The organism is Prevotella pectinovora (assembly GCF_041323955.1).
Taxonomy (GTDB): domain Bacteria; phylum Bacteroidota; class Bacteroidia; order Bacteroidales; family Bacteroidaceae; genus Prevotella; species Prevotella pectinovora.
In genome coordinates, this window is sequence record NZ_JBGLIV010000002.1 from 31,152 (window position 1) to 46,334 (window position 15,183).

The 15,183-nt window shown below is 45.9% G+C and carries 12 protein-coding genes and 2 pseudogenes; 11 read left to right on the forward strand and 3 right to left on the reverse strand.

Features of this window, described 5'->3' with window-relative positions; translation table 11 throughout:
- The first annotated feature begins 35 nt into the window (after positions 1-35).
- Genes ACDC99_RS12785 through erm(F) form a run of 4 tightly spaced genes read left to right on the forward strand, consistent with a single transcriptional unit; the run spans position 36 to position 6,462 of the window.
- Positions 36-1,157, forward strand: coding sequence for an efflux RND transporter periplasmic adaptor subunit (locus tag ACDC99_RS12785; RefSeq protein WP_100263566.1), 1,122 nt, complete (start codon positions 36-38; stop codon positions 1,155-1,157).
- Positions 1,154-4,267: an efflux RND transporter permease subunit gene (locus ACDC99_RS12790; protein ID WP_195564245.1), complete on the forward strand. Its 3,114-nt coding sequence runs from the start codon at positions 1,154-1,156 to the stop codon at positions 4,265-4,267. Before ACDC99_RS12785 ends, ACDC99_RS12790 begins: the two co-directional genes overlap by 4 nt.
- Positions 4,268-5,626, forward strand: a complete 1,359-nt coding sequence (locus ACDC99_RS12795) for an efflux transporter outer membrane subunit (RefSeq protein ID WP_195564244.1) — start codon at positions 4,268-4,270, stop codon at positions 5,624-5,626.
- A gap of 35 nt (positions 5,627-5,661) precedes the next feature.
- The gene (gene erm(F) / locus ACDC99_RS12800; RefSeq protein WP_002682030.1) at positions 5,662-6,462 is read left to right on the forward strand and encodes a 23S rRNA (adenine(2058)-N(6))-methyltransferase Erm(F); all 801 of its coding nucleotides are present in this window, start codon (positions 5,662-5,664) and stop codon (positions 6,460-6,462) included.
- A 207-nt stretch (positions 6,463-6,669) separates the two neighbouring features.
- Here erm(F) and blaOXA read toward each other — a convergent pair whose 3' ends face one another.
- On the reverse strand, positions 6,670-7,527 hold the full coding sequence (gene blaOXA / locus ACDC99_RS12805; RefSeq protein WP_005938297.1) for an OXA-1327 family class D beta-lactamase: 858 nt from the start codon (positions 7,525-7,527) through the stop codon (positions 6,670-6,672).
- A 177-nt stretch (positions 7,528-7,704) separates the two neighbouring features.
- Complete coding sequence (locus ACDC99_RS12810) at positions 7,705-8,568, reverse strand: aminoglycoside 6-adenylyltransferase AadS (protein ID WP_003013318.1); 864 nt, start codon at positions 8,566-8,568, stop codon at positions 7,705-7,707.
- A 228-nt stretch (positions 8,569-8,796) separates the two neighbouring features.
- Between ACDC99_RS12810 and ACDC99_RS12815 the strand changes: the two genes are divergently transcribed.
- Positions 8,797-9,543, forward strand: a complete 747-nt coding sequence (locus ACDC99_RS12815) for a tyrosine-type recombinase/integrase (protein ID WP_005938300.1) — start codon at positions 8,797-8,799, stop codon at positions 9,541-9,543.
- A gap of 67 nt (positions 9,544-9,610) precedes the next feature.
- Here ACDC99_RS12815 and ACDC99_RS12820 read toward each other — a convergent pair whose 3' ends face one another.
- Positions 9,611-10,408, reverse strand: a complete 798-nt coding sequence (locus tag ACDC99_RS12820; protein WP_270530567.1) for a sugar phosphate isomerase/epimerase family protein — start codon at positions 10,406-10,408, stop codon at positions 9,611-9,613.
- 217 nt (positions 10,409-10,625) lie between these two features.
- Between ACDC99_RS12820 and ACDC99_RS12825 the strand changes: the two genes are divergently transcribed.
- From ACDC99_RS12825 to ACDC99_RS12850, 6 genes and pseudogenes are all read left to right on the forward strand, one after another.
- Positions 10,626-11,759 (forward strand): sensor histidine kinase, encoded by a 1,134-nt coding sequence (locus ACDC99_RS12825; protein WP_018452643.1) that lies wholly within the window; start codon positions 10,626-10,628, stop codon positions 11,757-11,759.
- A 127-nt stretch (positions 11,760-11,886) separates the two neighbouring features.
- Positions 11,887-12,201: pseudogene (locus ACDC99_RS12830) on the forward strand (hypothetical protein); the annotation flags it as partial.
- Positions 12,198-12,962: pseudogene (locus ACDC99_RS12835) on the forward strand (SIS domain-containing protein); the annotation flags it as partial. The pseudogenes ACDC99_RS12830 and ACDC99_RS12835, both read left to right, overlap by 4 nt.
- Positions 12,959-13,147, forward strand: coding sequence for a hypothetical protein (locus ACDC99_RS12840; protein ID WP_005816226.1), 189 nt, complete (start codon positions 12,959-12,961; stop codon positions 13,145-13,147). The pseudogene ACDC99_RS12835 and the gene ACDC99_RS12840, both read left to right, overlap by 4 nt.
- 234 nt (positions 13,148-13,381) lie before the next feature.
- Positions 13,382-14,524, forward strand: a complete 1,143-nt coding sequence (locus tag ACDC99_RS12845) for an ImmA/IrrE family metallo-endopeptidase (protein WP_007897423.1) — start codon at positions 13,382-13,384, stop codon at positions 14,522-14,524.
- A complete protein-coding gene (locus ACDC99_RS12850) occupies positions 14,515-15,072 on the forward strand; it encodes a DUF4411 family protein (protein ID WP_005816230.1) in 558 nt (185 codons plus the stop codon). Before ACDC99_RS12845 ends, ACDC99_RS12850 begins: the two co-directional genes overlap by 10 nt.
- Positions 15,073-15,183 lie beyond the last annotated feature (111 nt).

The following is a 15,183-nucleotide window of genomic DNA, read 5'->3' on the forward strand; positions in this document are numbered from 1 at the left end:
ACCTATTATGAATTAATACAAAACAAGAAGAAAATATGAACAAGCAATTCATTATCACGAATTTCGCCGCATTTGCCCTCATGCTATTCCTGCCGACCGGATGCAGGCAGGCGGACGGCAAGCAGGATGCGGTGCAGAGTTATCGGGTCATAAAGGTCGCGGCAAGTCCGGTGGAAATCTCCGAGTCCTATTCCGCCGCCATACGCGGACGGCAGGATGTGGACATCATGCCTCAAATATCAGGGCGCATCATCCGGCTGTGCGTGAAAGAGGGTGAACGGGTGAAAACCGGACAAGTATTGGCAGTAATCGACCAAGCTCCCTATCTGGCCGCATTGCGTACGGCATCGGCAAATGTCAGCGCGGCACAGGCAAAAGCGGAAACGGCACGAATCGAGCTGCAGGGCAAGCAGGCGTTGTTTGACGAGAAGGTCATATCCGACTACGATCTTTCTCTCGCCCGGAACCAACTGGCAGTGTCGCTTGCCGAACTCGAACAGGCAAAGGCACAAGAAGCGGATGCACGCAACAATCTCTCCTATACGGAAATCAAAAGTCCGAGCAACGGAGTGGTAGGTACATTGCCCTATCGTATCGGTGCGCTTGTCGGCCCCAATATGGCGCAGCCTTTCACGGTCGTGTCCGACAATGCGGAGATGTATGCCTATTTCTCCATTTCGGAGAATATGCTACGGCGATATTCGGCTCGCTATGACTCGATTGACAGCATGATAGCCGGAACGCCGGAAGTGCGCCTGCAACTCAACGACGGCAGCCTGTACAAGGCGAAAGGACATATCGAAACCGTAAGCGGTGTGGTGGACCCTGTTACCGGAACGGTACAAATCAAAGCCCTGTTCCCCAATCCCGACCGCGAACTGTTGAGTGGCAGCATCGGCAATGTCATCCTTCAAAATCCGAAAACGGAGGCCGTAACCATCCCCATGACCGCCACCGTGGAACTGCAAGACAAGACTATCGCTTACCGTCTGAAAAACGGACAGGCGGAAGCTGCCTATCTCACGGTGGACCGCCTGAACGACGGCAACCGGTTTATCGTAAGAGAAGGGCTCTCGGTCGGTGACACCATTGTCGCCGAAGGCGTGGGGCTGGTGAGAGAAGGCATGAGCATAACCCCTAAAAACGAACCGAAATGAACCTGCGATTTTTTATAGACCGCCCGGTGTTTTCGGGCGTTATCTCGGTGGTGATCGTACTGTTGGGCATGATTTCCATGCTTTCCTTGCCGGTGGAACAATACCCCGACATCGCACCTCCGACCATCAACGTATTCGCAACCTATCCTGGAGCAAACGCTGAAACTGTGCAGAAGGCAGTGATAACCCCTCTGGAAGAAGCCATCAACGGCGTGGAAGACATGACCTATATGACTTCCACGGCATCGAATACGGGCGATGCTTCCATCAACATCTATTTCAAGCAGGGAACCAACGCGGACATGGCGGCGGTAAACGTGCAGAACCGCGTGAACGGCGCGCTGAGCCAGCTTCCGGCGGAAGCCACCAAGACCGGTGTCACCACTGAAAAGCAGCAGAATGCCGAACTGATGACTTTCGCGCTCTATTCGCCCGATGACCGCTTCGACCAGACCTTCCTGAACAATTACGTGAAAATCAATGTCGAGCCGAGGCTGAAACGTATCAGCGGCGTGGGAAAGGCACAGTTGTTCGGTTCCAACTACAGCATGCGACTTTGGCTGCGTCCCGACAAGATGGCGCAATACGGGCTTATCCCCGATGACATCTCTGCCGTACTTGCACGACAGAACATCGAGGCCGCCACCGGCTCCTTCGGTGCCAATCATCCTACCGCCAATGAATACACGATGAAATACCGCGGACGCTTGTCCGGCGCGGAAGAGTTCGGTGAGTTGGTCGTTAAGTCACTACCGGGCGGCAATGTGCTTCGGTTGAAAGAGGTTGCGGATGTGGAACTGGGCGATGAATCCTACAACTACTCCTCCGAGGTGAACGGACATCCGGCAGCCATGATGCTCATCAACCAGAAAGCCGGGTCCAATGCTTCAAGTACCATCAAGGAGATTCACGAAGTGCTTGACGACCTTAGCCGGGACTTGCCCGAAGGGACGGAATTCGTGGTGCTTACCGACACCAACAAGTTTCTGTATGCCTCCATCCACTCAGTCCTTCGCACCTTATTGGAAGCGATACTTCTGGTCATCGTGGTGGTGTATGTGTTCTTGCAGGACATCAAGTCAACGCTTATCCCTACCATATCCATCTTCGTTTCCATCATCGGCACATTCGCCGTGATGTCCATGATTGGATTCTCCATCAACCTGCTCACCCTTTTCGCGCTTGTGCTTGCCATCGGAACCGTGGTCGATGATGCCATCGTGGTGGTGGAAGCGGTGCAGGCGAAGTTCGATGAGGGCTATCAATCAGCAGTTCTCGCGGCTGATGATGCCATGAAAGGCGTTTCGTCGGCTATCCTGACCTCTACCATAATCTTTATGGCAGTGTTTTTCCCCGTAGCCATGATGGGCGGGACTTCGGGAGCGTTCTACACGCAGTTCGGTATCACGATGGCTGTTGCCGTGGGAATCTCGGCAGTCAATGCCTTCACACTCTCACCGGCACTTTGCGCGCTGCTGCTGAAACCCTATATCGATGAGCAGGGCAACACTAAGAACAATTTTGCAGCCCGTTTCCGTAAAGCGTTCAATGCCGTCTTCGACAGTCTGAGCCGACGCTATGTACGTGGAGTGATGTTCATTATCCATCGCCGATGGCTGTTGTGGAGCATCATAGGCATTTCTTTCGGGTTGCTGGTGCTGCTGGTCAATGTCACAAAGACGGGACTTATTCCCGAAGAGGACACCGGGACGGTCATGGTGAGCATGAACACGAAGCCCGGCACATCCATGGCTCAGACAAGTAAGGTGATGGAGCGTATCAACAGCCGTCTCGACAGCATCGGCGAGATTGAATACAGCGGTGCGGTAGCCGGTTTCTCTTTCAGCGGTTCCGGTCCCTCGCAGGCGATGTATTTCGTGACACTCAAAGACTGGGAGGATCGTAAGGGAGAGGGGCAGTCGGTGAATGATGTCATCGGAAAGATTTATGCCGCCACTTCAGATATTCCCGATGCCACGGTGTTCGCCATGTCGCCTCCGATGATTGCCGGGTACGGCATGGGAAACGGTTTCGAGCTTTATTTGCAGGACAAGGCGGGCGGAAACATCGCCGCTTTCAAGGAAGAGGCGGACAAGTTTGTCGAAGCCTTGTCGCAACGACCCGAAATCGGCGAAGTCTATTCCTCCTTTGCCACGGACTATCCGCAATACTGGGTGGATATCGATGCCGCCAAATGTGAGCAGTCGGGTGTGTCGCCCGCAGATGTGCTTTCCACATTGTCGGGCTATTATACCGGACAATATGTTTCCGACTTTAACCGGTTCTCCAAGCTCTACCATGTGACCATGCAGGCTCCGGCGGAATATCGTGTGAATGCGGAATCCCTGCACCACATGTATGTGCGCGCCTCCGATGGCGGCATGTCGCCTTTGAGCCGGTTCGTGCGCCTGACCAAGACCAACGGCCCGTCAGACCTCACCCGTTTCAACCTGTTCAACGCCATCTCGATTAGCGGGTCGCCGGCGCAGGGTTACAGTTCAGGGCAGGTGCTCGAAGCCATCGGCGAGACGGCACGTGAAGTGCTTCCGTCAAATTACACATACGAGTTTGGCGGCATTTCGCGTGAGGAAAGCAAGACGACCAACAATGCCACGCTTATATTCCTGCTCTGCATGGTTCTGGTCTATCTGATTCTGTGCGCCTTGTATGAGAGCGTGTTCATACCCTTCGCGGTTCTGTTGTCGGTGCCTTGCGGACTAATGGGCAGTTTCCTGTTTGCGTGGCTCTTCGGTCTGGAGAACAACATCTACATGCAGACCGGATTAATCATGATTATCGGCCTGCTTGCCAAGACCGCCATCCTGCTTACCGAATACGCCGGCAAGCGGCGGTCGGAAGGCATGACGCTGGCACAGGCAGCATACAGTGCGGCAAAAGTCCGCCTGCGCCCTATATTGATGACTGTGCTGTCCATGGTGTTCGGTCTTGTCCCGCTGATGATGGCGCACGGAGTGGGTGCCAACGGCAGCCGTTCGCTTGCCACAGGTGTAATCGGTGGAATGATTGTCGGTACTTTGGCTCTGTTGTTCCTTGTGCCGTCATTGTTTATTGTATTCCAATATATTCAAGAACGTGTTAAGCATAATTAAATGAAGAAGACAGTAATATATATCATATTGTCAGGATGGATGTTTGCCGGTTGTGGCACATACAGCCGGTATCATCGTCCTGACCTCTCAACGGAGAATCTGTATCGGGACGTACCGGCGGACATTGATACAACGACCATCGCGTCCCTGTCGTGGCGGGAAATGTTTACCGACCCGAAACTCCAGTCCTTGATTGAAACCGGACTTGAACGGAACACAGACCTCAATGTGGCACGGTTACGCGTGGAAGCGACAGAAGCCGTCCTGATGACTGCCAGACTATCATATCTTCCATCACTGGGACTGACTGCCGAAGGTAATGCCAATAAACATGACGGAGCAACGGCAAAGACATATAATGTGGGAGCGTCGGCAAGCTGGGAACTGGACATCTTCGGCAAACTTACGGCGGCAAAGCGTGGTGCAGCCGCCGCGTTACAAGGAAGCCGTGCCTACCGGCAGGCCGTACAGACACAGCTTGTCGCCACTATTGCAGACAGTTACTACACCCTTGCCATGCTTGACGCACAAATGGCAATAAGTAACCGGACTTTGGAGAACTGGCGGACTACCGTACGTACTCTTGAAGCGTTGAAAAAAGTGGGGAAATCAAACGAAGCCGGCGTATTGCAGGCAAAGGCGAACGTGATGCGACTCGAAGCATCCCTGTTATCCATACGCAAGAGTATTTCCGAAACAGAAAATGCCCTGTCTGCGATACTTGCCATGCCGTCACACTCGATTGGACGAAGTAATCTGGCCGAGGCTGCTTTCCCCGATACTGTCTCGATTGGAGTCCCTTTGCAACTGCTTTCCAACCGTCCCGACGTGCGTCAGGCTGAAATGGAACTGGCGCAGGCGTTCTACGCCACCAATGCGGCTCGTGCCGCCTTCTATCCCAATATTACCCTCTCGGGGACTCTTGGATGGACTAATAACGGCGGTGGCGTAATCGTAAATCCCGGACAATGGTTGCTCAATGCCATCGGTTCCCTGACACAGCCCTTATTCAACCGGGGCACAAACATCGCCAACTTGAAGATAGCCAAAAGCCGTCAGGAAGAAGCCAAACTGTTGTTCCGGCAATCATTGCTGAACGCTGGAAAAGAAGTGAACGATGCTCTGACTGCATGGCAGACGGCAAAATCGCAAATTGAAATCAATGCTCGACAGGTTGAAACATTATGCGATGCTGTGCGAAAGACAGAATCGCTTATGCGTCATTCCAATACCACCTATCTGGAAGTGCTGACCGCCAAACAGTCTCTTCTCGAAGCGGAAGTGCAACAGTTACAAACTCGTTTTGAACGCATACAAAGTATAATTAAACTTTACCATGCGTTGGGAGGAGGAATGTAACTTTACAAGAATTATAACCCTGTAAGAAGTTACTAATGACAAAAAAGAAATTGCCCGTTCGTTTTACGGGTCAGCACTTTACTATTGATAAAGTGCTAATAAAAGATGCAATAAGACAAGCAAATATAAGTAATCAGGATACGGTTTTAGATATTGGGGCAGGCAAGGGGTTTCTTACTGTTCATTTATTAAAAATCGCCAACAATGTTGTTGCTATTGAAAACGACACAGCTTTGGTTGAACATTTACGAAAATTATTTTCTGATGCCCGAAATGTTCAAGTTGTCGGTTGTGATTTTAGGAATTTTGCAGTTCCGAAATTTCCTTTCAAAGTGGTGTCAAATATTCCTTATGGCATTACTTCCGATATTTTCAAAATCCTGATGTTTGAGAGTCTTGGAAATTTTCTGGGAGGTTCCATTGTCCTTCAATTAGAACCTACACAAAAGTTATTTTCGAGGAAGCTTTACAATCCATATACCGTTTTCTATCATACTTTTTTTGATTTGAAACTTGTCTATGAGGTAGGTCCTGAAAGTTTCTTGCCACCGCCAACTGTCAAATCAGCCCTGTTAAACATTAAAAGAAAACACTTATTTTTTGATTTTAAGTTTAAAGCCAAATACTTAGCATTTATTTCCTGTCTGTTAGAGAAACCTGATTTATCTGTAAAAACAGCTTTAAAGTCGATTTTCAGGAAAAGTCAGGTCAGGTCAATTTCGGAAAAATTCGGTTTAAACCTTAATGCTCAAATTGTTTGTTTGTCTCCAAGTCAATGGTTAAACTGTTTTTTGGAAATGCTGGAAGTTGTCCCTGAAAAATTTCATCCTTCGTAGTTCAAAGTCGGGTGGTTGTCAAGATGATTTTTTTGGTTTGGTGTCGTCTTTTTTTAAGCTGCCGCATAACGGTTTGGCGCTTGGCGCAGTGGCGGATTTTGGAGCACAAAACTGTCAATACACCACAAAAGTTGATGCGAGGTAGAATGTTCAATTAACCACGTCACCCGCCATTGAGCCAAACGCCTGTTACCTGCTGGCATTCTTTTAAATTATATTCAAGTCTTTAAATACTTTTTTGGTAATTTCTTTTCTGCAACTTCCGAAATCAGACCTTTTCATTTTTCTGTCTTGTAAAAGTCTTGTTGCAAAAATATAAGTCCCATTTTTGGTCTCAATGTACCCTGTCCACCAACCTGTATTGATGTTATTTTCCCTTGTCCAACCTGTCTTAGCCCTTATAGTATATTCTTCATTTTGTTCCGTAATCATTACGTTTTTAACAATGTCAATATTTCGCTTAGAAAAGGGTAATTTTTCTTCATAAAAAGATTTTACAAATTCGACCTGATTTTTAGGCGAAATTGCAAAGTCTCCAAAATTCCAAAAATCGGCTTCAGTTTGGGATAAATTATTGTTTCCATACTTGCTCTCTGCGAGGTGTTTTCTATAGGTATCTTTTCCGATTTTCTTTGCAAGTTCTACAAAAACCCAACCTGCTGATAATTCAAAGGCTTCTTTGACTGGCATATCGTGATAAATTTCGGGTCTATAACCATACTTAACTGTATCTGTACTACCAACCCATTTTATTATTTCGTTTTCATCTTTGATAGTATTAGTTTCAAGAGCAATCAATAAATTTATAATCTTGAATGTAGATGCTGGAAGCGTTTCAATTTCTAATCCAACTGTGTCCGATACAATCCATTTATCATTTCTAATGTCATAAATAGCAATTGTGCCTTCAACTCCGCAACTGTCAAAATAATTTTGGAAGTCGCCCCGTATATTTATGTCGTTCTTAGCCAAAATATTTGATTTTCCATCTGCTTGTCTGTTAGACGAACATCCATAAATAAGGAAAAGTGTTACAATAAAAGAAAATAAACTTTTTGATTTCATTAGTTTCTTGAATTTACGGTTTGGTTTTTTATGCTTGCAGGTAACGTGCCGCGTATTGGCGATGGGCGGGATTTTTAGCACTGAACTTTAATCGAAGAACAGAAGTTGAATTTTGCACTTCCGTTGATACGAAGCCGTTCAGCCCGCCTATTGCCAATACGATGTTGTACGACGTAGTTATGTTTTGGGTTTTAGTCCAGCTAAATATTTTCGTATGTCATTTTCTAATTTATCCGGGTATTTGTACTCTAATTTTTTTGACAATTCAGTTCCTATTTCTGAAACTAAATCAGTCATTGAAAATAGAGCAGTCCAATTTTCCTTTATATCGCTCCCTGAAAATGTTTGTTCTGTTTTAGCCCACATTTCCTGGTTAAGATACTTTTTGAAAAGCCGTCCATATTTATTGGTCGTTATGTTCCAATTGTGTTCACTTGCAATGTGCCATTCAATTAAAGGAATTAAATATTCTGTGCGAATAACGGTTTCCGACATAAATTTCGCATAGAATATTTCATCTCTCACAAGACACTTTGCCACGTAAGTTGTGTCCCACCAAAAATCGTTTATTAGATTTTGAAACTCTTTTTCAGACGGTTTTTTGATAATGGAAATTTGATAAGTTGGTTTCAGCATTTGCTTTGTAATACCATCTTTATCAATTAAAATTTTATAACCAATATCCCAATCTTCTGGTAATTCTTTCTCTTGCGTTTCCTTTATAAATTTTGATTTGCTGTAAAGTTTAAAATCTACTTTCACACCGTCTTCATAAAGTAGCATTTTCATTGCGTGTTTATGGTTAAAACAACTTTCGTCTTCTTCAATCATAGCAATTGGATTTCCGAATTTAAGCGTCCAGCTTTTGTCTGAAATGTAATTTGTATTATCCTCAAAAACAAATTCAATGTCTAAATCACTAAATTCGTCAACAAGTGCTAAAGGATTTACAAGTGAACTTGTCAGAAGAAGAACTCTTACATCTTCGTTTTTCTCCGACCATTCTATAATTGTTCTTAACTTTTCTTCTCTGACTTTCATTTTGTTTGGTTCGGTTTTACTATGTCGTACAACGTCTTATTTACGCAACAAATATACAACATTCGTAAATACAAACCATATAACATTCGTAAACCGATTTGTGAGTAAAAGTGGAACTCCTTGATATGATATTGATAGAGAGAAGGATAAGCACGAAAATAAACATAGAATTATTTTGCATTTACGAATGTTTTGTTATCTTTGCCACTCACACTTATAACCGGAGGCATGGATGTTGACAGATTGATACTTGAATTTGAGCGGAAGCTCGTCTTGCAGCGCTACAGTGCGAACTCGATCGCTAACTACAAAAGCAGCGCGAGGAGCTTCCTTGATCTTGCGAAAAGGAAATTCTCGCATCCGGCTGAAATCGACGAGTTGGCGGTTGAGAAATATGTGCTGTGGAAAATCGAGAGGCACAGGATCGGCAGTTCTCACCAGCGCATGATAGTGGCGTCGATCGACAAGTTCTACAAGTCGATTTATGGCAGGGAGTTAAAGATAAAACACCTTTATCCGTCGAGGAGGACCTTTGCGTTGCCCAATTGTCTGAATATAGATGAAGTGAAAAGGATCATCGACGGCACCGAAAACATCAAGCACCGTTGCATGATCAAAATGCTTTATGGATCGGGGCTGCGATTGAGCGAACTGATCAATCTGGAGATAGCCGATATTGATTCTGCCAGGATGCTGATCCGCATCGTCAAGTCCAAGGGGAACAAAGACAGGGTTGTGACGCTCCCGGAATCCATTCTGACTGATCTTCGCACCTGTTACATCCTGCATAAGCCCGATGTATATCTGTTTGAAGGGCAGTGGGGCGGCCCATATTCGGCAAAGTCCGTGCAGATGGTTGTCAAGAACGCCGCGTCAAGAGCCGGAATCAGGAAGAGAGTCACGCCTGGATGCGTTCTGAATATTTTTCAACTCCCGACCTCCACCTCAAGTGGGCATCCGAGTCAAATGTCATAAAAAAAAGGGATTGCATTCGCATCGGAACACAAACCCTTTCGAGATAAAGAGAGAATGAAATTATCTTTTATTTTTGTCTGTCGCTCGTTGTGGCTACCACGCCCCTGAAATAACCGATGGATTCGGCAATTCCGATGAACGGATCCTTCATGTTGCGTTCGTGCTCCAAACTGACGACGCCGTCGTAGCCGGTTTTTCGGAGCATCCTCACGAATCCGGGGATATCAAGGATTCCCCGGCCGACCTCAACCGAATATCCCGCTTTTGAAGCTCCGGTGACATCTTTCAGGTGAATGTCGAACACGCGAGAGATGTATTTCTCCAAATCGGCGACCGGGTCTTTTCCGTTGCGTCTGTCATGACCGATATCCAGGCACATGCCGATGCGCGGGTCCAAATCCTTCACGTTTTCCCAAACGTCGTCGGCATCGGGATAGAGCGGCATGTCGGGGCCGTGCAGGTGGATGGCGTAATTGAAATCGTATTCCTTCACCTTTTTATCCAGATAAGGAAGCAGGTCGTAGTTTGGAACGCCGACGATCAGCTTCACTCCAACCCGTTTGGCATACTCGAATGCGTTGTCGATTTCCTGCTCCGTTTTCATGTAAATCGGTCCCACGGCATAACCGGTAACTCCCTTCGATTTCAATTTCTCGTGGAAATCGGCAATCTGTTGGTCGGTGCTGTTGAACGGCAGATGAAAATCCTTGATGCAGAGGTAGTGGACATCGCATTTTTCCAATGTCTGCAAGGTCTTGTCCAAATCGAAATTCACGAAAGTATAACCCGCCATTCCCACCTTGAATTTCTCGTAGGTGTCGGCAGCCGGTTGCGGATCGGGTCGATCTTGCGCGCTGATCATCATCGAAACGACGATTGCGGATAAGAAGAGGAGTAATTTTCTCATGACTTGCAAATGTTTTTACGTGTACGAACACAAATGTACGATTAAATATCATATGCAGGCAATGAATCAAATGTTTGTTATAGATATTTACCTTAATAAATTTAAAAATCACTTTTGTTCAATAAATCCCCGCTTTTTTCGTTACTTTGCATGCGGATTAAACGGATATGTCGGCATGATTGATTTCAATTCTCATCAATGGATCAAGTACGGTTTTGTTGCTTTTGCAGTGGCCATTGCATTGGCTTCTTTGTTGTTCTCCAACAAATTGGTGCGGGAACTGACCATCGAGGAGCGCAACAAGATTGAAATCTGGGCAAAAGCCACCGAGCATCTCGCCACCGAAACCGATAACAGCGACATGAACCTTGTGTTGCGGATCTTGCAGGGCAACACCACCATTCCGGTTATTTTGTACGACAAATCGAACCGAAGTTTCATTGTCAACAACATCAAACTTCCCGACAAAGGGCGGGACAGGTTTCTTCAAAAGAAAATGGAGGCATTTTCCAAAAAACGAAATGCCATTGAACTCACCGAACTCAATCAATCTCTTTATTACGATGATTCCTACACGCTCAAGCAGTTGCAGGTTTTTCCCTATGTGCAGCTGGCGGTGATAGCATTTTTCATCGCGCTGGTGTTCTTCGCCCTTCGCAATTCGTTGAAAGCGCAGCAGAACCGGGTGTGGGTGGGATTGTCCAAGGAGACGGCACACCAGTTGGGAACGCCGATTTCATCGTTGGTCGCGTGGATCGAGTTTTTGAAGCTGAAAGATATCGATCCCGCTCTATTGTCCGAAATCGACAAGGACGTGCATCGCTTGGAGATGATTGCCCGGCGTTTCTCGAAGATCGGTTCCGCCACGGATCTCCGGCAGGCAGATTTGCGCGAGGTTGTCCGCCGATCGTTAGGTTATATGGAAAAGCGGATTTCCGATAAAGTGCGGATCGATCTGGATTTTCCCGAACATGGGGTGACGGTTACCGTGAGCGAGCCGCTTTTCGATTGGGTGATCGAGAACCTGTTGAAAAATGCGGTGGATGCCATGGGCGGCGAGGGAACGGTTTTGTTCCATATTTCCGAAAGGCGGGGAAAGGTGCTTTTGGATATTTCCGATACTGGAAAAGGTGTCCCGAAATCACAGTTCAAAACCCTTTTTTATCCCGGATTCACCACCAAGGAGCGTGGTTGGGGACTTGGCCTGTCGCTTGTGAAGCGGATTGTGGAGGAATACCACAAAGGAAAGATTTTTGTGAAGGAATCGGAGCTTGGGAAAGGAACCACGTTCAGGATGGTGCTGAAATGATTATATATCTAATACTGAACCATGTTGTGTAATTTTTATATTTCAGTCGTCATAAACTTATAAATAAGTAATTTAGTATGCAAAAACAAATTAAAAAGTCTTCTCTTTTTTTGAAGAGAAGCAACACCTGACCCACTTCGCTACCGAACAGGATGTAGCAGAAGAATTGTTTGAGTTACTCTTAGAAGCGAGAGAACTCTATCTTCAGGATGTGATTTTGAATGGCAAGCGGTATGACCGCTATGTGGATGACTTCATCAACAGTCATCGGTATATCAACTGCAACAGTGCAATTTGCCGAAACTGCCACGAGATGAACATCCACATCGTCAAGGGACTGCTGAACGAATGCGCCCACCTTATCCAGCCTCTTTTTGAGGCATCCGACTTCTCCTTTGAGAAGTGTATGGAGTTACAAAGGAAGTATGACCGCTCGGAACCGTTGCCGCCATACAGTTGGCACGGAGCAAGGGGGCTTTTGTGTATGGCATCTGCAACGTCGTGGGTGCCTCTATCCCAAGAAATACGGATTCCGGGACATACATCCATGTAGGACCTGAGATAGGTGTGGCTTCTACCAAGGCTTTTACAGGACAGGTAACGGTGCTGATGCTGCTTGCCCTCTGCGTGGGACAGATGCGTGGTACTGTGGATGATGCAACCGTAGAGAGGATTGTCCGGGAGTTGAAGAACATGCCCCTATATATAAAAGATGTGTTGGGACTTGCTGACAAAATCAAGAACTTGTCGAAGATATACACCTATGCCCGCAACTTCCTTTATCTCGGTCGTGGGTACAACTACCCCACCGCCCTTGAAGGTGCGTTGAAGCTGAAAGAAATATCCTATATCCATGCGGAGGGTTATCCTGCTGCGGAAATGAAGCATGGACCGATTGCACTTGTAGATAGCGAGATGCCCACGGTGGTCATTGCTCCAACGGACTCGCTGTATGACAAGATAATCAGTAATGTAAGGCAGGTGAAGGCGCGTGGCGGTACGGTTGTCGCCATCATTACCAAGGGCAATGACGCAATGAAGGACATCGCCGACCATTGCCTTGAAGTGCCCGACGTACCCGAATGCCTTACACCTCTCGTTGTTTCCGTCCCATTGCAGTTGCTGGCCTATTACATCGCCATCAACAAGGATAGGAATGTTGACCAGCCAAGAAACCTTGCTAAATCAGTTACCGTAGAATGAATAGAATATTATCACTTATTGTTACCATCCTCTTTGCGTTGTGCATTGAGGCTGGCATCTTTATGCTTATTGCCCACTGGTGGGGCATGACTGCGGCCATTACCGTGATAGCCATTGAATGTGTGTTAGCCTTATGGACAGTTTACGAAATGAGACATGCGAGTGATGAACCAGTTGATGAATAACATTGCAGGCTGTGGTTAGAACGAAAAAGGCTAAAAACAAAAGGACGGGTCGATGATTCGTCCTATTTTTGTGTCTTTTTGGTGGCAAAATGTAGCGATTTAGCAAAATAAACATAAATTCCAGTGATATTCAGCATGAAAATTCGCCCATTTAAGTGAAAATGTGTAATTTTGCAACGCAAAATTGTGCCTAAGCATTTGCATCAAAACAACAATAGTTCAATCGAGGCTGATATGAAAGTAGAGATTAACAAGAAACGTTTAGAATACCTGCTGGCATTATACAAGATGTCGGTGGATGACTTGTTGTCTCTTCTGAACAAAGGCAGGAAACGGATAACAGGAGCCGCAGACATCAGTGGAGATTCTATTGATTTGGGGGTGTTGAAGCGTATAGGTGAGATATTCGACAAAGAAGTCAGTTTCTTTCAAGACTATTCTAAGTTGTCAACCAATGCAAGCAGCAGTATCTTCTTCCGCAAGACCTCATTCGGAACAGAGCTGAACTTGGAGTCGATCCGTACTGTAAACCGATTCGAGAGTCTGAAAAACGCTTTGGATGCATACAACAAACTGTCGCAACTGGATGTGAAGTTTGACATAGAACACTACACCCTACAAGATGACCCTAAGACAGTAGCCGTACGTGCAAGAGATTTTTTTTATCCCGGGGAAACTGTCAATCATAGGCAGTTTCTTGTGAAGATGATAGAAAAAATCGCCGATCATGGCATTTTTGTCTTTGAATACATAGAGACATGGAACAAGAAAGAGAAAACCAACATTGACGGTTTTTACCTTAAGCCCAATGTGATAGTGCTTAAGCATCATAAGCATTACAAGCGAGAAATATTCACTCTGGCGCATGAATTGGGGCATTGTCTATTGGGGATTGAAGAAGTGGAGTCGGTGGACATGATGGACATCTCGGCACAGACTTCATACAGTGATGTCGAAAGATGGTGCAATGATTTTGCATATCAGTTCATTATGGGACAAGAAGCAGAAACACTTGCTAACATAGCATGTGTAGATTCCCGTAACGACTACTGCATTGACCTCTTCAAGGCTATCAGTGCACGGACGCACATTAGCCGTCTTGCCTTATATACAAGGATGTATATCGACAGGAAAATCAGCTATTCGAGCTACAGCAATGTCAAGAGTGAATTGGCAGAGGAATACAGAAGAAGAGAGGAACAGGAAAAGTTGAAAAACTCTGAGAAGAGAGGCGGGCGAACACCAAAGCCCATCATTTCTCCGCTATTCTTGAAAACCATGCAATATGCCTATTTCAATGGAGTGGTCAACGAGACCACTTTCTGTTCGAGACTCAATGTCAAACCAGCAAATTTTGAGAGGGAGTTATGGCGATAGTTGTTGATACATGCTCATTGGTGATGATTGCCAAGAATTATCTTCCCTTGGATAAGGACGGACAGTTGTACTCATTCCTGGAAGAGGCGTTCTCCCGCAAGGATTTGATGCTACTTGATGTGATTCTGGATGAATCAAAACGCACCTCCAAAGGAATTGCAGTTGAAAAGATGCCTTTCCTCAAAGACAAGAAATTGGTCATTCCGACAAAGGATCTATTTCCATGTGCCCCAGAGAGATTCAGCAACATGATAGACAACAATTTCTGTGTAAGACTGAAGAAGCAGGAACTGACTGAAGAAGAATACATAGAGCAAAAGGAAGAATACCTTAAAACAGGTGATGCTAAGATTATCATTTATGCACTGAATGTACGACACTCGGACGCTATCCATCTGGAAGAGATGCAAGTAATGACGGAGGAAACAAGGCAGCAGAATGACGGTAAGTTGTTCAAGAAACTTCCTTTGTTGTGTGAGCAGATAGGGATTGGAACACTAACCGTTTCAGAATATCTGCATAGAAACGGGTTCTTTATTGACAAATAGCATAGATATTAGTATCATCTTATGACATCTTTCACGAAATCATATTATATTCGTGAATAAAACACTTGTTTTTCAAGAATAGAAATTGTTGAGGATTAGATATTTAAGACA

Coding starts and splice junctions, on each gene's coding strand:
- blaOXA (WP_005938297.1), bottom strand. CDS start 7,527: ATGAAATCAAAAAGTTTATTTTCTTTTATTGTAACACTTTTCCTTATT.
- ACDC99_RS12820 (WP_270530567.1), bottom strand. CDS start 10,408: ATGATGATCAGCGCGCAAGATCGACCCGATCCGCAACCGGCTGCCGAC.
- ACDC99_RS12810 (WP_003013318.1), bottom strand. CDS start 8,568: ATGAAAGTCAGAGAAGAAAAGTTAAGAACAATTATAGAATGGTCGGAG.
- ACDC99_RS12850 (WP_005816230.1), top strand. CDS start 14,515: ATGGCGATAGTTGTTGATACATGCTCATTGGTGATGATTGCCAAGAAT.
- ACDC99_RS12840 (WP_005816226.1), top strand. CDS start 12,959: ATGAATAGAATATTATCACTTATTGTTACCATCCTCTTTGCGTTGTGC.
- ACDC99_RS12795 (WP_195564244.1), top strand. CDS start 4,268: ATGAAGAAGACAGTAATATATATCATATTGTCAGGATGGATGTTTGCC.
- ACDC99_RS12785 (WP_100263566.1), top strand. CDS start 36: ATGAACAAGCAATTCATTATCACGAATTTCGCCGCATTTGCCCTCATG.
- ACDC99_RS12790 (WP_195564245.1), top strand. CDS start 1,154: ATGAACCTGCGATTTTTTATAGACCGCCCGGTGTTTTCGGGCGTTATC.
- ACDC99_RS12825 (WP_018452643.1), top strand. CDS start 10,626: ATGATTGATTTCAATTCTCATCAATGGATCAAGTACGGTTTTGTTGCT.
- ACDC99_RS12815 (WP_005938300.1), top strand. CDS start 8,797: ATGGATGTTGACAGATTGATACTTGAATTTGAGCGGAAGCTCGTCTTG.
- ACDC99_RS12845 (WP_007897423.1), top strand. CDS start 13,382: ATGAAAGTAGAGATTAACAAGAAACGTTTAGAATACCTGCTGGCATTA.